At 67.4% G+C, this 20,306-nt stretch carries 17 protein-coding genes and 1 pseudogene; 5 read left to right on the top strand and 13 right to left on the bottom strand.

The features are described from left to right. The first annotated feature begins 288 nt into the window (after positions 1-288). Positions 289-843 (top strand): DUF488 family protein, encoded by a 555-nt coding sequence (locus tag ACKAE7_RS17165; RefSeq protein WP_408979837.1) that lies wholly within the window; start codon positions 289-291, stop codon positions 841-843. 66 nt (positions 844-909) lie between these two features. Beyond that, entirely contained in the window at positions 910-1,209 is a 300-nt protein-coding gene (locus tag ACKAE7_RS17160; RefSeq protein ID WP_238340564.1) for a DUF3040 domain-containing protein, read from the top strand. On the opposite strand, the gene ACKAE7_RS17155 is transcribed toward ACKAE7_RS17160, so the two are convergent. Together ACKAE7_RS17155 and ACKAE7_RS17150 are read right to left on the bottom strand one after the other, a co-directional pair. After that, a complete protein-coding gene (locus ACKAE7_RS17155; protein ID WP_408979836.1) occupies positions 1,126-2,112 on the bottom strand; it encodes a DMT family transporter in 987 nt (328 codons plus the stop codon). The genes ACKAE7_RS17160 and ACKAE7_RS17155 overlap by 84 nt on opposite strands. Then, positions 2,109-2,684 carry a TetR/AcrR family transcriptional regulator gene (locus ACKAE7_RS17150; RefSeq protein WP_408979838.1) on the bottom strand — a complete coding sequence of 192 codons (576 nt, stop codon included), beginning with the start codon at positions 2,682-2,684 and terminating at the stop codon, positions 2,109-2,111. Before ACKAE7_RS17150 ends, ACKAE7_RS17155 begins: the two co-directional genes overlap by 4 nt. 177 nt (positions 2,685-2,861) lie before the next feature. On the opposite strand from ACKAE7_RS17150, the gene ACKAE7_RS17145 reads away from it, so the two are divergent. Together ACKAE7_RS17145 and ACKAE7_RS17140 are read left to right on the top strand one after the other, a co-directional pair. After that, on the top strand, positions 2,862-3,161 hold the full coding sequence (locus tag ACKAE7_RS17145) for a DUF4193 domain-containing protein (protein ID WP_174178421.1): 300 nt from the start codon (positions 2,862-2,864) through the stop codon (positions 3,159-3,161). A 163-nt stretch (positions 3,162-3,324) separates the two neighbouring features. Then, on the top strand, positions 3,325-4,395 hold the full coding sequence (locus ACKAE7_RS17140; RefSeq protein ID WP_408979835.1) for a quercetin 2,3-dioxygenase: 1,071 nt from the start codon (positions 3,325-3,327) through the stop codon (positions 4,393-4,395). Between the two features lie 123 nt (positions 4,396-4,518). Here ACKAE7_RS17140 and ACKAE7_RS17135 read toward each other — a convergent pair whose 3' ends face one another. The 7 genes from ACKAE7_RS17135 to ACKAE7_RS17105 form a co-directional block, all read right to left on the bottom strand. Further along, a complete protein-coding gene (locus ACKAE7_RS17135; protein ID WP_188810138.1) occupies positions 4,519-5,763 on the bottom strand; it encodes a DUF3500 domain-containing protein in 1,245 nt (414 codons plus the stop codon). Continuing rightward, positions 5,741-7,573, bottom strand: coding sequence for an FAD-dependent monooxygenase (locus tag ACKAE7_RS17130; protein WP_408979834.1), 1,833 nt, complete (start codon positions 7,571-7,573; stop codon positions 5,741-5,743). The genes ACKAE7_RS17135 and ACKAE7_RS17130 overlap by 23 nt, the downstream gene beginning before the upstream one ends. Further along, positions 7,573-8,469 (bottom strand): fumarylacetoacetate hydrolase family protein, encoded by an 897-nt coding sequence (locus ACKAE7_RS17125; protein WP_408979833.1) that lies wholly within the window; start codon positions 8,467-8,469, stop codon positions 7,573-7,575. The genes ACKAE7_RS17130 and ACKAE7_RS17125 overlap by 1 nt, the downstream gene beginning before the upstream one ends. A gap of 55 nt (positions 8,470-8,524) precedes the next feature. After that, positions 8,525-9,409 (bottom strand): alpha/beta hydrolase, encoded by an 885-nt coding sequence (locus tag ACKAE7_RS17120; protein WP_188810132.1) that lies wholly within the window; start codon positions 9,407-9,409, stop codon positions 8,525-8,527. A gap of 126 nt (positions 9,410-9,535) precedes the next feature. Beyond that, complete coding sequence (locus ACKAE7_RS17115) at positions 9,536-10,504, bottom strand: alpha/beta hydrolase (RefSeq protein ID WP_191034908.1); 969 nt, start codon at positions 10,502-10,504, stop codon at positions 9,536-9,538. Continuing rightward, entirely contained in the window at positions 10,501-11,502 is a 1,002-nt protein-coding gene (locus tag ACKAE7_RS17110) for an alpha/beta hydrolase fold domain-containing protein (RefSeq protein WP_408979832.1), read from the bottom strand. The genes ACKAE7_RS17115 and ACKAE7_RS17110 overlap by 4 nt, the downstream gene beginning before the upstream one ends. Next, positions 11,499-14,255 carry a family 78 glycoside hydrolase catalytic domain gene (locus ACKAE7_RS17105; RefSeq protein WP_408979831.1) on the bottom strand — a complete coding sequence of 919 codons (2,757 nt, stop codon included), beginning with the start codon at positions 14,253-14,255 and terminating at the stop codon, positions 11,499-11,501. The genes ACKAE7_RS17110 and ACKAE7_RS17105 overlap by 4 nt, the downstream gene beginning before the upstream one ends. A gap of 137 nt (positions 14,256-14,392) precedes the next feature. Here ACKAE7_RS17105 and ACKAE7_RS17100 point away from each other — a divergent pair, with 137 nt between their 5' ends. Next, a complete protein-coding gene (locus ACKAE7_RS17100; protein ID WP_188810123.1) occupies positions 14,393-15,223 on the top strand; it encodes an IclR family transcriptional regulator in 831 nt (276 codons plus the stop codon). Positions 15,224-15,252: 29 nt separating this feature from the next. On the opposite strand, the gene ACKAE7_RS17095 is transcribed toward ACKAE7_RS17100, so the two are convergent. The 4 genes and pseudogenes from ACKAE7_RS17095 to ACKAE7_RS17080 all read right to left on the bottom strand — a co-directional run. Then, on the bottom strand, positions 15,253-16,740 hold the full coding sequence (locus ACKAE7_RS17095) for a family 43 glycosylhydrolase (RefSeq protein ID WP_408979830.1): 1,488 nt from the start codon (positions 16,738-16,740) through the stop codon (positions 15,253-15,255). A 90-nt stretch (positions 16,741-16,830) separates the two neighbouring features. Beyond that, positions 16,831-17,793, bottom strand: coding sequence for a glycoside hydrolase family 43 protein (locus ACKAE7_RS17090; protein WP_321201452.1), 963 nt, complete (start codon positions 17,791-17,793; stop codon positions 16,831-16,833). Beyond that, positions 17,793-20,087, bottom strand: a complete 2,295-nt coding sequence (locus ACKAE7_RS17085) for a family 78 glycoside hydrolase catalytic domain (protein ID WP_408979829.1) — start codon at positions 20,085-20,087, stop codon at positions 17,793-17,795. Before ACKAE7_RS17085 ends, ACKAE7_RS17090 begins: the two co-directional genes overlap by 1 nt. 38 nt (positions 20,088-20,125) lie before the next feature. Then, positions 20,126-20,306: pseudogene (locus tag ACKAE7_RS17080) on the bottom strand (ABC transporter ATP-binding protein); the annotation flags it as partial.

Below are 20,306 nucleotides of genomic sequence, written 5' to 3'. Positions count from 1 at the left end.
CCCTGTGCGCTGTGGGTGCTGCTGGTCTGAAGCCGTCATGCGGGTCCGCCTCGTCTGGTGTGATGTCGCCCGAACTTACAGTGCTGCCTGTTGCACCGGGCGCCTGCACCCCCGCGCACAACCGATTGGTTCAGATTATTGCAGGGCGGCGCAGAGACGAAACCAAGGCCTGGCGAGCTTGGTCATACGCAGCGCCCCGCTGCTTCCCGATGACTGGTTCCCGGCGACTGGTATCCCCACCCCCGGCCTGTTGGGAGACGGCCGGGAGCTGTGCCTATCATTGCTTGCGTGAGGGCCCTGTTCACTGTCGGCCACGGGACCGCTTCCCAGGCGGAGTTCGCCTCGCGGCTGCAGGCCGCCGGTGTGGCGTCGCTCGTGGATGTCCGGATCGGGCCGGGCAGCAGGAAGCACCCCCACTTTGGCAAGGACCGCATGGCAGAGTGGCTGCCGGAAGCGGGAATCAGCTACCGCTGGGAAAAGCAGCTGGGTGGCTTCCGCAAGCTTCCTCCCGATTCCCCCGATACGGCCCTGCGCAACGAGTCGTTCCGGGCCTACGCCGCCTACATGCGCACCGCGGACTTCGGCGCTGCAGCGGAAGAGCTCGTAGCTGCCGCCCAATCGGAACAGACTGCCATCATGTGCAGCGAAACCGTGTGGTGGCGGTGCCACCGCAGGCTCGTCGCGGACCATTGCCTCCTGCTCGCCGGGCTGCCTGTCGCACATCTGATGCCGCCAGCCAAGTCCACCCCGCACGTCCCCACCCAGGGCGTGAGGGTCCTGGGGAATGTACTGCGGTACGACGTCCTGGATGGATGCTTACGGCGATGCAGCCGGGCCTCTTGACGCAGCGGCACGGGAGTTTTAGCGTCGATACCGATATCCCTTATCACCTGGAAACCAGGGGATCCCATGCCAATGTCCGACGAGGAACGGCGGCTGCTCAAGGAGCTGGAGCTGGGGCTGATCGCCGATGACCCCCACCTGGCCATGGAGCTGCTCTCCGGCTACCCTGCGCCCCGGTTCAGGGTGGACCTCTTTCTCGGTGCGCTCGCGGGCCTGACCGGGCTGGTGCTGCTCATCGCCGGCGCCGGCGGCCGGATCGTTGCCCTTGTGGTCCTGGGGCTTTCACTCGTGGGGCTGGGCACCGGCCTGCTGCTGAGCAAGTTTTTTCCCGGGCGGAGAAAGCGGCCGGAGCGGCCCGCGGGCTGACTGCCGCGGCGTCAGGACAAAGAGGCTGACAATGACGACGACGGCGCCAAGCCAGCCATGCGGCGGCAACCGCTCACCCACCACCAGGACCGCCAGCCCAGCGGCCACCACGGTTTCAAGCAGGGAAATCCCGGTGGCGGTGCTGGCCCGGATCCTGGCCAGGCCCCATCCAAACAGGACGTACCCGGCAAACATCGGCACCAGTGCCATGTAGGCGCCCACCGAGAAATTGACCCATGACTCAACCAGGGGCCGGCCGGTGACTGCCAGCACGGGCATCAACAGCAGTCCGCCGAGCCCAAAGACGGCCCCCATGGCCGCCCGCGACGACAGCCCGCCGGTGATCAGGCGGTGCGCTGCCCAGGAATAGAGGGCATAGGTGGCGCCGGCCAGCAGGCCCAGGGCTATCCCGGCCAGCGATGTCCAGGAATTGCCAGGGGAACCGGCCGGCGCATGCCCGGCGAAGGACAGCAGGGCTGCGCCCGAGACGCCCAGTAGTGCTCCCGCCATCCACCGGCGGGTCAGGTGTTTACCGTCGGCTAAACGCTCGATGAGCGCGGCCGCCACCGGCGCGGAACCGATGGACACCACCGTTCCCACCGCCACGCCGGAGAGCCGCATGGAACTGTAAAAGGCCAGCGGATAGACGGCCACCGCCGCCGCGCCGAGGGTCACCAAGCGCCAGCGGTCCAGCAGGCCCGGCCACTGGCCAGTGATCGCGTTGGCTGCGTACAGCGCCTGCAGCAGGCCTCCGATTCCCATGGCCACCGCACCGATGGCCAGCGGACTCACGGACGGCGCGAACGTGGCAGCGGTGCCCGTGGTGCCCCACAACACGGAGGCCGCCACCACGCACAAAGCGCCCCAGAGCGGCGCATTGGCCGAACCGGCCGCCGTTTTCAAACGTCCGCCAGCAGCCGGGCAGCGATGGTCCGGCACTCTTTCAGGCACGCGTCATTGCCCTCGAGTCCGGCCCGGGCCATGGCACCCTCTAAAAGAAAGGCCAGATGCCGGGCGAGTCCGGCGGCGCGGCCATCACCTGCCGGAAGCACCTCGGCCACGTGCCGTGCCAACAGTCCCTCAACCTCTTCCTTGTGCTTCCGGACCGCCAGCCGCCCCGGCGCACCTGCTGGCAGTTCCGCTGCCGCATTGAGCAGTCCGCATCCACGAAACCCGTTGAGGTAGGCGGCGTTGGCATGGTCCGTATAGGCGTCAAAAACGGCCAGCACCCGCTCGCGCGGATTCCTGGCACCCTCCAGCCGCCGGCTGTACAGCCCCAGCCATTCCGCATGCCGGGCCTCGAGGTACGCCGCTACCAACTCGGCCTTGGAAGCAAAGTTGTTGTAGAGGCTCTTCTTGGCCACCCCGGCTTCGGTGGTGATGGTGTCAATGCCTGTGGCAGCCACGCCCTGTGCATAGAAGAGCCGCGCCGCAGCCTGAAGCAGCAGCGCGCGGGCCGGACGCTTCGGCGGCATAGGCGTGTGCGCAGCGGTCTGCGCACCGGTATCCCGAGCGGCCAAAGGGGACTCCTTTTATGGGTGATAGTAGGTAGGTCAGTCTACCTACAAAACAGGTCGGGAATATCCGCCGCCCATGCTCTGTTGTTGCACTGTTCAGGACGAACTGCATCCAGCCGACAGGAGAACGCACCAATGTCAGTGGACTATGACGCTCCCCGGGTGACGCCCGAGGAAGAGCCGAACAGCGGCTTCGAGGAGCTGAAAACCGAGAAGTCAGGCCGAAGGGAGGCCATCGCCGACGTCGACGAGACCGAGCTCGCGGACAGCTTCGAACTGCCCGGGGCGGACCTGTCCAACGAGGAGCTGCTCATCCAGGTGGTGCCGGTCCAGGCCGACGAATTCACCTGTATGTCCTGCTTCCTGGTGCACCACCGCAGCCAGCTCGCCAGGGAAAAGGACGGCAGGAAGTACTGCAAGGAGTGTGAGTCCTAGGTCGGCAGCCTTGCGGAAGCGGTACTGTGCCGCTTCCCCCGCCGCCCGTAGTGCCAAGTTCAGCTTTCACTCATTGGAATCCCGACTCGTGACAGGAGGCTCCAGGCAGCCATGATGTAGGTCACGCTCCGGCGATGGCCGGCCGACTGGAAAGAAGGAACCCATGTCCCTCAGCGTTGAGGAAATGAACAAGCAGCTGCCGGTTGCCAACGCGCTGCCCGGCGAAGCTGTCCCCTACTACATGGCCTCGGGCGAAGGCGCACGCTACGAAATCAACGGCCAGCTGGTGACGGTCATCGCCCGTGCAGCCGATACCGGCGGCATCTTCAGCGCTGCCTACATCTCGGGCGGCATGGGGGCAGAGTCGCCATTCGTCAGCCACAAAGTGGAGCACAAGACGCTCTACGTTTTCGACGGGATCCTGCACGTCTGGCTGCCCGGCGAAAGCCGCATCCTCACCCCGGGAGACTCCGTGGTCATTCCCCCCAACACCCCGCACGCGTACCGGATGGCCAGCCACTACACCCGCTTCCTGAACTGGATGACGCCGGGCGGGGCTGAGGTTTACTACGAGCGGGTGGGCACCCCCGTCGATTCGCACGTGCCCCCGGTCCGTGCAGGCGGCACGGCCGGCCTCCAGGAACAGGCTGAAGTGGGGGCGGAGTTCGGGATGACCTTCCCGGACGTCGAGCGCGTGGATCCTTCCTTCAAGCACGACGCCGGCCTGCCGCCCACGCAGAGCCCCTACTTCCTCAGCGCCCACGAGGGCGAGCGGCTGGCCAGCTACCAGACGATGTTCACCTACCTGTCCCGGCCGGCCAACACCGGCTCGAACTACTTCGCCGTGCACACCAAGGGAGCCAAGACGCCCTACATCCCGATGCACTTCCATTCCGAACACACGGAAAACTTCATCTGCACGGAAGGCCGGATGTGGCTGTACGCCAACGGCCGCGAGGTGCTGCTGACCAAGGGCGACTTCCTGCACGCCCCTGCAGGCACTGTCCACTCCTTCGCCCTGGACTCGCACAACACCCAGATGCTCGGGTTCCTCACGCCGTCGGTCTTCAACGGGTTCTTCGAGTACTTCAACAAGCCCACCGAGGACTACATGTACACCGAAGGCGGGACCCCCTACATGGACATGGAGGGTTTCGGGCGCGCCCAGGCAGAGATGGACCTCACCGTGGTGGGCCCGCCGCCGCAGCGCCGCGCAGCCCTGGAGATCTCCTAGCGCCTCCAGATACCCCGAATTCAGAACCCATGGCCCGGACCTCCTAAAGGAAGTCCGGGCCATTTGGCTTTTATGGACCGTCGACTGCTGAGTAGATGCCGTTATGGACGTCGAAAACGGCAGTTAGGGAGCAATGGATGGGTATTGCTTCACCAGTTCGCGGCCGTAGTCGTTCCCGTTGGGCGTTCGGACCACGGTGTGCATGTGGAACGGCGCGGGCTCGTCGTTGTCCAGGAAAACCCCGGTGTGGTGGTCGAGTTCCAGCACCACCACAGGACTCTGCAGCCGGAAGTAGAACGCTTCCTGGCCATCCCAGCCGCCGATCCAGCTGAAGAAGCTCTCGCCGTACTGCTCATGGATCTCCCGGCGTCGGGCGGCGCGGGGGCCGGCGGGCAGGTAGGCAATAAAGTCGTCCACCACCGCGTCGAGGAGGCCGCGGGCTTCTGCCGGCATATCCGCCACCCGGATGCCCTCGTACGGGATCACCCGGTTGTCCTGGAAACACCCGCCAAGGTGGCGTTCATCGCCGGCGTGGATGCGGCCTTCGGGCATGGCGGGGTCCACCATCGACGCGTAGACGGTGGCCGCTGCGCGCAGGTCCGCCGGCAGCGCTGCCATCAGTTCGCGGGCCAGGGCGATCCGCTCCTTGAACACCCGGACGCCCTTGTACGGGCCGTCGTCGATCATGTCCGGCTCGGCACCCATAAATACCGGCGAGACCACCAGCTGGGTTCCCGCCACCAGACAGTTGAGCGCCGCATGGTGGCCGAAGATCTGCCACCCCCACGGTTCCGTTTCGGAAGGGTCGCCGTACAGCGCGAAGTTGTAGCTGAACTCGTTCATCAGCAGGGGCAGCTCCACCAGGCCCCCCAGGAACCCGTTGATGCGCATCAGGTTGCGGACCAGCTCAAAACCCTCGGCACTCAGGGATGCCTCCACCACGGCCAGGGCAGCATCGCGGACCGGCGTTTCCAGCTCATCCAGCCGGAGGCCGGTATCGTGCTGCATGAATTCCGGGTTCGCCCAGCTCTGCCACTCCGGGGCGTCCACGGCGTAGGTGAGCTTCTTCGCCTGTTCCTGCCCCACCACTCCCAGGAGCTTCCGGGCTGCCGCCACCATCTCCGCGGTGGGCGCCTCCTCGCCGGGCCGGACCGGCGCCAGCGGAAACAGCCCCTCACGCCGCACGCCGTCGCTGGTGATCCCCACGAACGGCTGCGGGTACAGCTTCTTCCATCCCTCGATCATGGGGCCGGCGAAGGAGTCCTGCTTGGCTGCCTCGGCGTACCCACGGGCATCCAGGCCCCGGATGTCCGCGACGCGGGGATGATCGGTGGCAAAGAGGTAATCACGGAATGACGGCGTCGACACGGTTGCTCCTTGTTTCGTCCTGGACGCTGAATGATGTGCCCTGCGGTGATGTTCCCGGTGATACCCCGGCTGGGGCGAACCCGGCAGCAACGGCCAAAGCTGCCGCTGCGGCCTCCGCCGAACTGCCACGCCACGCCACGTGCTGGTCGGGACGAACCAGCACCGCGGGGGCGCCCCACAGCTCGGACAGCGGGGTGCCGTCACCGGCGGGCCCAACCTCGGCAACTGCCACCGGGATGCCCTGCCGGGCACCGGCGTCCAGCACCTCGGCGAAGGCGTGCTCTCCCCGCACCCCGCCCAGCGCTCCGCCGTCGGCCAGAAGGGTGAAGCCGCCGTCCAGCCGGTCGTACAAGGAAGTGGAATCCTGCAGCCAGGCGTGCGGGAGCAGCGCGCCTGGGGTGGCGGAAGGAACGTAGCGGATGGGATCCTCGGCAGGGACCGGGGACCCGTCCGGCACCACGGCCGGGGAATCAGCATATGTGTAGCCCAGCACCAGGCCCAGCGAATCAAACTCGCTCTGCTTAACGGCAAGCGCTTCGTGCACCGCCCGACGTGCCGCCCCGCCGTCGGGGCCGTCGTGGTCCAGCCGGGGATCGGCGAAGTGGTACGCCAGGGCCTTGCCGTTTGCGGCGGCGTCGCGGATGGTCCGCGCTGCCACCGGGCGGCGCTCATGGCCGTAGCTGTCCAGGATCTCCGGCCCTGCCCAGCCCTGGATATCGGCCGCAAGCTTCCAGGCGAGGTTGGCGGCGTCGCCAACGCACGTGTTGAAGCCATGCCCGCCCCAGGGCGGATTCAGGTGCGCGGCGTCCCCCACCAGGAAGATGTTTCCCCGGCTGTACTGCGGGGCCAGGAGCATGCGCGCCGTCCAGGGATCCGTGGCCACCACATCGACGTCAATATCCGCCGCGTCCGTCCCCACCAGGGAGCGGACCAGGGCCGCGGCGTCACCGGGGGCTACCTCCTTGGTGGGGTCCACGCCCTGGATGATGGCCCACCAGGTGTCGGCCAGGTCCATCCGTCCCACCATGCCGGCGGCCTCCGACCCAACCACCCAGTACTGGACGGCGGAGTTCAGGGTGATGGCCTGGCCCAGCTGCTTCGAGCGGAACAGGATGCTGATATTGGACAGTGCAGCGGAACCGCCTTCCAGGCGGATCCCCAGGCTGCGGCGCACCGCGGAGGAACCGCCGTCGGCGCCCACCACATAGCTGCTCCGGATGGTCGCCGTGCTGCCGGATGCGTCCTGGACGACGGCGGCGTACAGCGGCGCGGTGCCCTGGCCTGCCGTGTCCTGGCCTTCTGCACGCTGAAGTTCCTGGTCCTGCAGTTCCTGCACGTCCACCACGCTCCACCCGGTGATGAAGGTGACCAGCGGGTTGCGGGCTGCGGCGGCGCGGAGCACCTCCTCGAGGACCGGCTGCGGGACCTGCTGCCCGCATTCGGGCTGCGGGCCATAACGGCCAGGAACCAGCTGGAAGGAGTTCCGGAACCGGCGCAACTCATGGGCTGCGGGTCCGGCCAGGCGGGTGCAGAAAATGACATCCTGCGCATAGTCAACCGGCAGCGGCGCCGCTGCGCGCAGTGCGTCCGCCAGTCCCAGCCGGCGGAGGTGCGTCATGGTGCGCGCGTTGGTGGTCTTGGCCCGCGGCCTGGTGTGGTCCACGGCGCTGCGGGGTTCAATCACGGTGCTGGGGATGCCGCGCGCCGCGAGGTCCAAGGCAAGGAACAGGCCGCTCGGCCCCCCGCCGGAAATCAGGACCTGCACCTTCCCCGGGATCTGCTCCGGCGGGGGGCCGTCCAGGGTCCCCATCAGGCACGGCTCCGGAGCGAGGTGTCTCCCACGGGGGTGACCAGGGTGCCGAGCTTGTCGATCTCCACCTCAACCGTATCGCCGGGCTGCAGGAGCCACTGCGGGGTGCGGGCGTAGCCCACGCCTTCAGGGGTTCCGGTGGTAATTACGTCACCGGGGTGCAGGGTGAAGGTCTGGCTGATCAGCGCAATGATTTCGGGAACGGAGAAGATCATGTCCCGGGTGTTGCCGTTCTGGGCTTCGACGCCGTTGACCCGCGTCCGGACATGGAGGCCGTCGCGGAGGTCGCCGACTTCGTCGCGGCTCACCAGCGGTCCGAGGGGTCCGCTGAAGTCGCCGTTCTTGCCCAGCGTCCATTGCGAGGTGAGTTTCTGCGCGGTGCGGGAAGTGATGTCGTTGAAGGTGGAGTACCCAAAGACGGCCTCTGCCGCGGTTGCCTCATCCGCGGATTCGACGCGCTGCCCGATGTACGCGGCCACCTCGCCTTCCCAGTCGAGGCCCGCTTCACCGGCCGGGACCGGAACGGGCACGTTGCCTACGGACAGGGATGCCGTCCAGCGGCCGAAAAGGGTGGGGTAGGGCGGCAGCTCCTGGTCCTTGTAGCTGCCCTCCGCTGCGTGGGCCTTGTAGTTCAGGCCAACGCAGATGACCCGTGCGGAGGCGGGGACGAGCGGCACTTCGGTGATGCTGGTCCGCTCCAGCCAACTGCCGGCGTCGGACGCGCCGGAAAGGGACCCCTTGGAAGCGGACGCGTCAGGTGCCAGCGACGCTGCTTTGTCCTGCCAGCCGCTGGGGTCGGACCAGAAGTCGCTGACAGGGGCGAGCGGGAAAACCCGGGAGTCCACGAGGGCGGCTGCCCAGGGTTCGCCGTTGTGAGTGATGCCGATGAACTGCATGGAGGGGCCTTTCAGGTCTTGCCGGGCGCGATCGCGCCGGCGGATTGCGGGAAGATCAGTGCTTCTGCGCCTGGCGGCGGAAAAAATCGATGGTGGCGGCGGTGGCCTGCCGTGCGGCAGCCTGGGTCCCGTCCGGCAGCTGCCACATATGGTCCGCGTCCTCAATCAGGAGAAGTTCGACGGCGGCACCGGCACTTTCCAGCGCTTCGGTCAGGCTGGCGGACTGGGCCACCGGGACGAACCGGTCCGCCGTTCCGTGGACGAGGAGGAACGGCGGCGCGTCCGGATGTACATAGGTGAGGGGGCTGGCCGCCTTGGCCTTGTCCGGGGCGTCGGCGGGCTGGGCGCCGATCAACAGCGCTTCACGGGAGCCGGGGTCATCCGCGCGGGCGACGGCGTCGGGCCGGGCCTGTTCCCCCATGCGGTTCAGGTCCGTGGGCGGATACCAGGCAGCGACGGCGGCGACGTCGTCGTCGGTTGCACCGTCCGTGGCGGCACGCGCAGTCAGTCCCACCAGGCTGGCCAGGTGGCCGCCTGCCGAGTCTCCCCACGCGTAGATACGACCCGGGTCCACCCCGTAATCGGCAGCATGGGCGCGCAGCCAGCGGACAGCGGCCTTGGCGTCCAGCAGCTGGGCCGGGAACGTGGCAGCATCTGTCAGGCGGTAGTCGGCGGATGCCACCACGAAGCCGGCCTCCACCAGCTGCTCGATGGGGCTCAGGCCGAAACCGTCCACGGTGGGTCCGAGCGATGACCGCTCCCCCATCCGCCAGCCGCCCCCGTGGAAGTGGATGACGGCGGGGAACCCGGATTCGCCGGCGTCGGCGCCGGTATCGCAGCCGGCATCGGAACCGGCGGGCAGGTACAGGTCCAGCAGCAACGGGGTTGCACCCCCGGGGTGGAAAAACTCGATCCCCTTCAGGACCTGCCCTGCCGTCATCGTTGACTCCATGTTGTGCCGCGCCGTTTCTATCCCCGCCGGCCGCTGCTGCGGACCGCGTCTTCACTCAACTGTGGGGCACGGCAGCTGGTGTCCGCGTGGGCGGTTTCACTGAATGAAACAGCATCACACTGCCGTGGCCGCAGCCAGTTCCCTAGCCAGGAAGTCCAGGGCCGGCTGCCCTTCCGGCAGGCCAGCGGCGTGGTTGAGGTGGCCGTGGACCGCGCCCTGGGCGAGGAAGTAGGAAACCGGAACCCCTGCCCGCTCCAAAGCCGAGGCAAACAGCTCAGAGGAGCCGCGTGCGTCGTCGTATGCGCAGGCCAGCAAAGCCGTGGGCGGAAGCCCGGCGGGGTCGGCGTAGCCGGGCATCGCGTAGGACGGCGCCATGCTGACCGGGCCGCCAACGTAATTCTCCGCCGTCCGGATGCAGTCCTCCAGGGTGAACCGCAGGTGGCGCGGAAGCTCCGCCATGACCGCCTCGTCCAGTCCGCCGGCCGGGGGCGGGAGCTCGGCATGCAGGAAGGGATAGGCCAGCAGGAGCTTGGCAGGCAGGGGCTTGCCGGCGTCAATCAGATACAGCGCGGCACCCACGGCCAGGTTGCCGCCGGCACCAGCACCGCCCAGGCACAGGAGACGAGGATTCAGCCCCAGGGATTCGGAATTCTCCCGCGCCCAGAACCACCCTGCCAACGCGTCGTCGTGCGGGATGGGGAAGGACACACCGTCGCGGGCCAGCCGGTAGTCCACGGACAGCACCGGCGTGCCCTGGTCCGCCAGTACCCGTGCCAGGTAATCCGATTCGGGGATGTCCACGCTGCCGCTGACAAATCCGCCGCCGTGCAACCACACGAGGGCGGGACTGTCCGTGCCGGCCGGTTCGCCATAAATCCGGACGGCCACCGGCCCATGCCGCCCGTCGGCAGTGACGGTGCGGATGGAGACATCGGGTCCCGGGGTCCGGACCGCGTCCGGGTTGAGGAACTGCGGTCCCTCGGGACTTGCAAGGTATTCGGCGAAACCTGCGGCGATTTGTCCGGGCGTCCCGGCCGGTGCAGCCTCAGGGGAAACGGCTGTTGGTTCTGTTCGTGGTGTCATGGTGTGCCCAGTTTCCGGGAGAAGTAGCCGACGGCGGCGTCAAGGATGTGGTCCAGCTGGTCCTCCGCACCGAAGAAGCAGTGGTCGCCGCCTTTGATGGTGACCACCTGATGCTCCACTCCCGCGTCTGCGAGCGCGGCCGCAAGAAGGTCTGTCTGGAAGTGCGGCACCAGGCCGTCACTGTCGCCATGGACCAGCAGGAACGGCGGCGCGTCGGGGGCCACGTAGCTGACCGGGCTGGCGGCGGCCAGCAGGTCCGGGCTGTCGGAGCCGCCCACCAGCATCGGTCCAGGCTGCAGGGACATCCCTGCCGGGACGGCGGCCGTCAATGCCGGCGGGAACAGGCCCTCCGGTGTTTCCATGGGAGGCATATCCACCAGTGAGGAGACACCGTAAAAGTCGACGACGGCGCTGACGCCGCTTGGGTGCCCCTGCGCACCCAGGCCGCCGTCAAGGTCAGCCCGGTCCCCCGTCAGCCCCAGCAGGGCAGCGAGGTGGCCGCCTGCGGACTCGCCCCAGGCACCGAACTGGTCCGGATGGATGTTGAGGTGATCCGCGTATTCCCGCAGGTAGCGGACAGCCGCTTTGAGGTCGTGCAGCTGCGCCGGGAACGGTGCTTCCAGGCAGTGCCGGTAGTCAACCGTGGCGCAGGCGATGCCGGCCTCGTTGAGCAGCCGGAACACGGAGTTGGGGGCAAAGGTGGGCGGCAGTTCGCGGCGGTCGCCCAGTTGGAACGCACCGCCGTGCACCCACACCACCAGTGGAACGGGGCCGGCTGCCTGCCGGGGCAGCCAGATGTCCATCTTCAACGGCCGGAAGCCAATGGCCCGGGTGTACGTGACTTCCCGGTGTACCGCGGACACGTCCGAGACGTTTTCGGGAACACCCGGCGCGTCGCAGATGGGGAAGGATGGAACATCCACTCCGCCCGGGCGGGCAATATCCGGCTGTTCGCTGCCACGGATCCCGGCGGCGTCATGGGCTGTATCCACTGTCATAATGCGCTCCTTACAAGTTGGGCATGGGATGTGCTGCCACCGGCGGCGGCACCAAGGGAATGGGTACCCGGGCCAATGACGGCCACAGGTTCACCGGGAAGCCGGACTTCGGCCGTGGTGCCGGGCGGTACCGTGGCACTCAGTGCCAGCACGCCGTCGTCGATCTCCCACGACACGTCAATGAGGCCCTGCGGGCCGAGGTGGGATGTGGCTGCGGTGGTCAGCCCGGCACCGGGACGGGGCTCGATGATGATCCGTTCCCAGCCCGCACTGCCGGGTGCCTGGCGAAGGCCGGCGGTGTAGCGGTGCAGGAAGGACACCACTGCGCCCTTGCTGTAGTGGTTCAGGGATTGGTGCGGGTTTCCGTGGCTGTCGATGCCGTTCCACAGCTCCCACATGGTGGTGGCACCACGGTCCACCATGGTCAGCCAGGAAGGTTCCGTGTCCTGCATCAGGAGCTCGTAGGCCAGGCCCAGCTGGCCGTTGTCCGCCAGGACGGGCAGCAGGTAGGGCGTGGCCAGGAAGCCTGTGCCCACGTGGGTGCCGGCTTCCCGAATGAGTGAAACCAGCTGGGCGGTAACGCTGGAACGGTGCTGCGGGCTGACCAGGTCAAAGGCGAGCGCCCGGACACAGTTCGCCTGGCTTGGCTGGGTTACCTGGCCGGCCGGGTCCAGGTATTCCTTTTCCCACGCCTGCCGGATGTTTTCCGAAAGGTTTGCCAGCGCCCGCGCTTCCTCCGGCCTGCCCATGACCGCAGCAGCCTGGGCCATGACCGCAGTGGTGTTCCGGTAATATGCGGTGGCCACGATGCCGTGGTCTGCGGAGCGGGCGGCGAACAGGTCTGGTTCCGGGCCATCCGGTTCCATCCATTCCCCGAAGTGGAAACCCGTGTCCCAGAGGTACTTTTCGTGCGGTGCGGGAACCTGGTCGGCAGCGGTGCGGGTCGTGTGCCGCTGCGACTCCGCGGTGCTGCGGACGAAGCCGAGCCAGCGGTTCATCGCCTCCCAGTTTTCGGCCAGGATCCCGGCGTCCCCGGTGGCCAGGTAGATCTCCCATGGCACCATCGCGATCGCGTCGCCCCAGCCGCAGGACCCGTTGGTGAACGCCATGAACTCGGCCGAGGTAACCCCGGGGCCGGCCGACGGCGAGATGTTGGCGATGACGCCGTATTCCCACTGGTCGGCACGGACATCGCGGAGCCACTTCCGTGAGAAGCCGGTGACGTCGTAGAGGTACGCGGCGGTGGGCACGAACAGCTGCCAGTCCCCCGTCCAGCCGGCTTTCTCGCGCTGCGGGCAGTCGGTGGGAACCTCGCAGGCGTTGTCCCGGAAGCTCCATTCGACGATGTCATGGAGCTTGTTGAGCCGCGGGTCGCTGCAGGTGAAGCTGCCTACGGGTTCCAGGTCCGTGTGGACCAAACAGGCGGTGATGTCTTCCGCCGCCAGGTCTGTGACAAGGCCCTGCACGGAAACGTACTGGAAGCCATGGGTGGTGTGCCGGGGTTCGAACACTTCCCCCGCAGCGCCCGAGGCGGTCACCTCGTCAACCTGCCCGGCAGGCAGGAACTGGCCCGGGCGGCGGAAGTCGTGCGGGCGGAGGTGGTCCTTGGTCACGTCGCCGTCCGCGTCCAACGCTTCGCCGTATACTAGGGTCACCGGTTCCCCCGGCCCGCCCAGTCTGGTGAGCCGCACCCACCCATGGATGTTCTGGCCGAAGTCCACCACCTGGTGGCCGCCGGCCAGCCTGGTGACGGATGCCGGGCTGAGGTCCTTTATGATCCGGGTGGGCGGGGCCACCGGGCCGGTCAGCGTTCCGTAACTGCAGTTACGGACGACGGCGGCACCAGCCTCCGCCGCGGCACTTCCGTAAGGTGCGCCGTCGTCGTCCGTGCTGGCCGGCACCCGGAAGTCCGTCCGCTGCCCGGCCATCAGGTCAGCGCTGAGGATCTCCGTCGGGGACACCCGCCACGACCCGTCCGTGCCGATGACCGTCCTGCTGTCCCCGGACTGTATCTCCAACTGCGCAAGGAAGGCCGTGCTGCTGCCGTACATGTCGGCGTCGCGCGTGTATCCGAAGGTTCCGCGGTACCAACCGTCGGTGAGGACGGCCCTGATGATGTTGGTGCCGGGCCGCAGCAGTGCGGTGATGTCGTAGGCCTGGACCTGGAGGGTGGTGTTGTAGCTGGTGGAGCCGGGGGTGAGCTGCTGGTCGCCCACCCGTCCGCCGTTCAGGAACAGCTCGTAGACGCCGTGGGCGGTGGCGTAGGCGCGGGCAATCTCCGGGGCCGCGTCCAGGGTAAAGGTCTTGTGGAGGGCGTAACCGGGGCGTTCTTCGGGGGCCGGAACGTCCGGTTCTTCCGGGCCGATCCATTGCGCCGTCCAGTCAGAGGCGTGCAGGAGTCCCAGCTCTACTGCCATCGGATCGGACCATGCGCTTTCGGTTTCTGAGCCGTCGGCGTCTGTGTTCCACGTCCGCACCCGCCACTCGAACCGGCTGCGGGACTGCAGCGCCGGGCCGGTGTAGGGGATCAACTGGTGCCGGGCAGAGGTGACCTTTCCCGTGTCCCAGCCGTTGTCCGCCGTGATGTGGTATGCCGTCTGCAGCACCGTGCCGGCCGGCGGGGCCCAGCACATCCGCGGTGCACTTACCGTGATTCCAAAGGCCTCTTTCAGGTGTTCAACGCGGAGCCGGGTGGGTGCAGGCCGCGCGCGGAGCGAAGTGTCGACGTCGGCGTCGCGGCTGGTGGAGGTCATTGCGGGCGGGCTCCTGAACATATGGCGGTAACTGTTACAGCTTCCTGCGCGGGCCCCTGCACCCCACAGCCGACTTTCATTGGTTGGAATAGTATTGTGGGGTAGCTCACGTACCCGCATCGCAAGGAAGCAAGGCCATGACCGTCCAGCCGGACACCGAAACCACCCCCGCCCGCGGAAAGCGGCCCAAGCAGGGCGAACCGGTCGTGGACCGCGCCCTCAGCCTGCTCGCAGTCTTCTCCGATCGCCGTCGCGCCCTGACGCTGTCCGAGATGGCCCGTTACGCCGGCATGCCCGCACCCACCGCGCTGCGGCTGATTGCCCGGCTGGTTGCCTGGGGTGCCCTGGAACGGCTCGACGACGGCCGGTACGTTGTGGGGGTCCGGCTGTGGGAGGTCGCTTCCCTGTCGCCGCGCGGGCATGGCGTGCGGGAAATCGCGCTCCCTTACCTGGAGGACCTTTTCGAGGTGACCAGGCACCACGTCCTGCTGGCCGTCCGTGACAACGAAGAGGCGGTGCTGATCGAACGGCTGTCCTCCAAGGACGCAACCGAGGTGGCGTACCGGGTGGGCGGCCGGGCTCCGCTGCGGTCCACCGCCGTCGGCCTGGTCCTGCTGGCAGGCGCTGACCAACAATTCCAGGAGGCCATCCTGCGGAAGCCTCCCGAAAACGAGCCCGGAGTTCCGGACATGCCCGAGGGCCAGGTGCGCCGCACGCTCTCCGATGTTCGGCGCACGGGGATCGCGATGATCCGCCGCAGCCTGCCCTCCAGGACCGTTTCGGTTGCCTCGCCCGTATTCGACGCCCAGGGTTCGGTGGTGGCCGCGCTGTCCATCGTGGTCCCGGACGGGTCTACTCCCCCGAACGTCCTGGCCCCGGCAGTCCGCGCCACGGCACGCGCCGTCTCGAGGAACCTGGGCCACCACGCGGAGGTCAGCCCCGACGTGCGGACCCACTCCCAGGGGTAGGATGCGCTGGCCCCGGGTGTCCGGGCTGGTCAGTCTGCGCCGCAGTAGTCCAGCCGCCGTACCAGGACTTCGCCTTCGATGGCGAAAACACCGAAGGCCCTACCCGTGAACGCCTTGGCGGTTTCAAAGGACCAGTGCCTGCCGTCGAGTTCGGTGAGCAGCACCTCCTCTGTGCTGGAGTGGGGCGCTGAGGAACGGACGAGCAGGCGGATTCTGTCGCCGCCTACGGCACCCGCGCTGAAATCCCGCGGTGGCGGGCTTGTCAGAATTGCCAGCTCAAGGTCCCCATCCGGCACCTCGGCCTCCCAGGAGCGTTCGAAGCTCGCCACGACCGCGCGGGCCGTGACCCTGATGGCTTCGCCTTCCCGTGCAGCTTCAATGCCGAACCAGTTATCCTCGGCGTTGCGCACGGCGAGGCCGCCAGTGCCGGCACTGACATCGAGCACCACCCTGCATTCGATGCCGAGGTGGCGCTGCCGCTGGGCGAGGAAGCTGGGCCGGGGTGCGTCCAGCGTGTTCCCTTCGCCCCGGACAACCAGGCCGTGGGGTGTGGGGTGAGCGAATTCTGAGGGCATCCTGCGGACGGCCATCCAGGCAGGATCTTCCAGGCCTGCGCCGTTGGCGAAGTCGTACTCGATCTGTTCCGGGCCTGTGCCGGCAACGTGCGGGAGGCGGGCATGGGGCCAGCCGTCGATCCACTCCACCGTGGTCAGGAAGGTCTCCCGGCCCAGGGGTGAGAATGCCTGCGTGAGCCCTACGGGACGGACGCCCAGCAGGGTCATGCCTGTTCCGCCGTCGGGAAGTTCGAAAAGGTCCGCGTGTCCGGTGTTCTGCACCGGTGATCCTGTCCCCGCCGCAGTGAGGATCGGGTTGTTCGGTGCCGGTTCGAAGGGGCCTTCCGGCCGGCGGGAGCGGGCGACTGTGACGGCATGGCCGCGGTCGGTCCCGCCTTCAGCCGCGAGCAGGTACCACCACTCGCCGCGCCGGTGGAGGTGCGGGCCTTCGGGCGCATAGAGCCCGCTGCCGGGCCACAAGGGACGTGGCGCTTCCAGCGCTTCACCGGTGGCGAGGTCCACCCGGACCTGCTGGATCGCATCAGGGTGCCGGGCGAACGTCACATACGCGGTTCCCTCAGCGTCCCAGGCGAGATCGGGGTCGATGCCGTCGACGGACGGGATGACCGTTCCGTCGCTCCAGGGCCCGGCGGGGTCGGTGGACGTGAACAGGACGCACCCGCGGCCGCCGAGGAACACAGAGACGATCAGGTAGAACACACCATCGCGGTGCCGCAGGGTTGGTGCCCAGACACCTCCCGGCGTGGGTACGTTCGCGAGCTGGACCTGGTGCTCGCGCGTGGCCACGTGGCCGACAAGCCGCCAGCTTTCCAGGTCCATGCTGTGATAGATGGGAAGCGCGGGAAGGTACTCGAAGGAGGACGTGACAACGTAGTAGCCGTCCGGCGTTCTGACGATGCTCGGATCCGGGTTAAAGCCGGGAAGGATGGGGTTGGAGTACATAGGGTGGGCGTCTCCTGATCGGGAAAGCGGTGTGGCGTGGAGCCTGCCTGCCGGGATCCGGACAAGCCTGGCTTCAGTACGGGGCCTTGATCACAGGATCTTTATGGTGGCCCCGTTGATGTGGACCTCGGTGAGCTGGACGCGTTCGTCCGGGGTGTTGTTCGGCCAGTGGAAGGCCAGGTAGTCTCGCCCGGTGGACGCGCGGAGAACCATGCCGTGACCTCCGTTGCTGGACCACAGGGGGTCCTCGTGCTGAATCCACGGCCCCGTGATGGTTCCGCCCTCCGATTCGGCGATGCCCATCGCGTACCCAGCCTCACCATGGCTCGACCAAAGCATCAGCAGAGTCCCCTCGTTTGAGCGGAGCAGGAAAGGCCCGTCGGTGAAGAGGGGATCTTTGGCAAGGTGCAGGCCCTTCGGAGGTTCCACCCCTTCTGGAAACCGCAGCGGCCGGGTCCAGCCCGCCGAGGAGGCGGCGAACAACAGGATCGGCTCACCAACGCCGGCGCGCAGGTCCTGTGACAGCCGGAGGGCGTACATTTCACCGTCGGCGATCCCCAGGCTGTCGGATGTCCCTTCCGTCCCGCGACTGTAGACAAGCCAGCGCGTGGAGTCATCATCGACGTAAAGGGTTCCGTCCAGGCACGATTCGTTTGCCGGTGTCACCGGCCCGTCACTCCATGGCTGGTAGGGGCCAGTGGCATGGTCCGAGACAAGGACTGCGACTCCACGGGGGCGCGCACCGGTGGAGGTAGCGAAGGTGGCGAACATAAAGAACCGTCCTTCCAGAGCATGAACCTCCGGCGCCCAGAACTGGGTATCCGCCCAAAAGCCCGGTGGTGGGCGGAACGCGGCGATGGGTTCATCCCAATGATCGAGGTCCCTACTGGTGTAGCAGTCGAAGCCAGTCGCTGGTCCGCCCCAGACGTTCTCGTCGCTGGTCCCGAACAGGACAAACTCACCTGGAACCGTCTCGAGTATGAACGGGTCGCGCATCCGGATCTCTCCGAGGCGCAGTTGTTGAATGGTCTTCGGCTGGCCGCTCCGGCCCATCAGCGGCTTCCCTGGTTGTCCAGGTTGGCGGCCACCATACGGTGATCAAAGCTGTGGGTGCCGCCCTGGACGGTGCGGGGCTCACCGTCCGGAAGTACGACGTCGGCCTCCACCCCTTCAGGTACGGTCGCCTCGAGGTGGAACGCGCCGCCGTCGAGCCTCCATTCCACGCGGATGGTTCCGTGCGGGGTCTTCAGCGAGGTCTTGGCCCAGTCGATTCCCTGCCCAGGTACGGGTGCGATGAGGACCTTGGCATGTCCCGGCGCCAACGGTTTGATACCGCCCACCGTCTTGTGCATCCAGTCCGCCACCGCGCCCAGGGCGTAGTGGTTGAAACTGGTCATCTCGCCCGGGTTGATGGTGCCGTCCGGCAGCATCGAGTCCCAGCGTTCCCAGACGGTGGTGGCGCCCATGGTCACGGGGTAGAGCCAGGACGGGCAGCCCTCCTCCAGGAGCAGGCGGTAGGCCTCATCCGCATGTCCGGTCTCGGTGAGGGCGTGGGTGATGAACGGGGTGCCGGCAAAGCCTGTGGAGACACGGTAGTCGTTTTTCCGGACCAGCTCGGCGAGGCGTCCTCCGGCAAAGTCGACGTGCTCCCGGCTGGGAAGGATCCCGAAGGCAATCGCCAGCGCGTAGACCGTGGTGCAGTCGCTGCGGATGCTGCCGTCGCCGGACACGTAGTGCTCCAGGAACGAGGCCTGGACACGTGCAGCCAGCCGGTCAAAATACTCGGCGTCGTCCTGGTGTCCCAGCAGCCGCGCCGTTTGGGCAGTGATGGAGGCGGTGCGGAACATGCACGTGGTGGCTACCACGCCGGTGTCCGCCTTCGCGTCCCACGGCTTGTCCGGCTCGGCGTCGGGGTCCAGCCAGTCACCGAACTGGAAACCTGAGTCCCAGAGTCCGGTGGGTGAAAGCAGGCCCTCCACACGGCGGGTGTGCACGGCCATGGATTCGTACTGGTTTTTCAGGACGGTGTCATCGCCGTAGGCCTCCCATAGCGCCCATGGAACCCAGACGGACGCTTCACTCCACAGCGCCGAGGATTCCGGCGACGGAAACTCGGGCGGCTGCGGGCAGTACTTCAGGGCGTCCGGGACAGTGATGGGCACCAGGCCGTCGGCTGCTTTCTGCTCGGCGGCGAGGTCAAGAAGCCAGTCCTCCAGGAAGCCCTTGACGTCGTACAGGAACGCGGCGGTGGGCGCGAAGACAGCGATGTCCCCGGTCCAGCCGAGCCGCTCGTCCCGCTGCGGGCAGTCTGTGGGCAGGTCCAGGAAGTTGCCGCGCAGGCCCCAGACGATGTTGCGGTGCAGCTGGTTGACCAGCTCGTTGGAGCACTCAAAGGTGCCCGTGCGCTCCAGATCGGAGTGCACCACCACCGCCTCCAGCGAGTTTTCGGTGAGCTCCCCGGGCCAGCCGGAGATTTCTGCGTAGCGGAAGCCGTGGAACGTCTTGGTCGGTTCGAAGAAGTCCTCGCCGCCGGAGAGAATGAACGTGTCCGTGGCCTTGGCAGAGCGGAGCGGACGCACGCCCAGCTCGCCGTCCTCCAGCACCTCCGCATGGCGCACGGTGATGGTCTGCCCTGCCTCGCCCTGGAGGGTGAACCGGAGCCAGCCCACCAGGTTCTGGCCGAAGTCAACCAGTGTTTTGCCGCTGGGCGCGGTGAAGATCTCCACCGGTTTGAGGACCTCGCTGCGCACCACCGGCGGGCTGGCCGGTTCCGCCAGCCGGCCGGCGTCGAACTCCAGCGTACGCACTCCGGCCCAGGTCCCGGCGTCGAAGCCCGGTTGGGCCCAGCCGTTCTGGATCCGGCGTGCGTCGATGGTCTGCCCGTCGTAGAGGTCGTTGAAGGTGGTTGCTGAAGGGCCGGACTGCCAGGAGGAACCAGACGCCACGGTCTGGATGTGTCCGTCCTCGAACTCGGTGTCCAACTGCCCGAAGAACCCCAGCTCGCTGCCGTAGAGGTTGGACATACCGTGCCAGGCGAGGCGTCCGCGGTACCAGCCGTTACCCAGGGACACCCCGATCACCGTGGTGGACCCCACCAGGGACGTCACATCGTAGCTACGGTAGCGGAGCCGCCACTCGTAGGAGCTCCAACCCGGGCTCAGGACGTCCTCACCCGCCGGGACTCCATTGATGAACGCCTCATAGACGCCAAAGGCGGTGGCACGCAGCGTGGCTCGGACAACACCGCCGTGTCCCTCCGCGAGTTGGAATTCCTTCCGCAGGAGCGGGGCGCCGTCGAAGTCCTCGGCGGGGGTGATCATGGCTGCTTGCCAGGGGGTGGGTGTCATGGGAGGAGCGGTCCGTTCTGATGTTCGCGAAAAGTTGTCTAGGCGTAGTGGCAGGCGACGGCGGATCCGCCCACCGTGCGGAGGGCTGGGCGTTCGGTGGCGCAAAGGTCCGTGGCCAGCGGGCAGCGGAGCCGGAAGGGGCAGCCGCCGTCGCCTGCCACTACGCCTAGACAACTTTTCGCGAACATCAGAACGGACCGCTCCTCCCATGACACCCAC

It is taken from the genome of Pseudarthrobacter sp. NKDBFgelt (genome assembly GCF_046097905.1).
In the GTDB taxonomy this organism is placed as follows: Bacteria; Actinomycetota; Actinomycetes; order Actinomycetales; family Micrococcaceae; genus Arthrobacter; species Arthrobacter polychromogenes.
The sequence above is the reverse complement of the archived record's forward strand: the minus strand, read 5'-3'. Positions and strand labels throughout refer to the sequence as shown.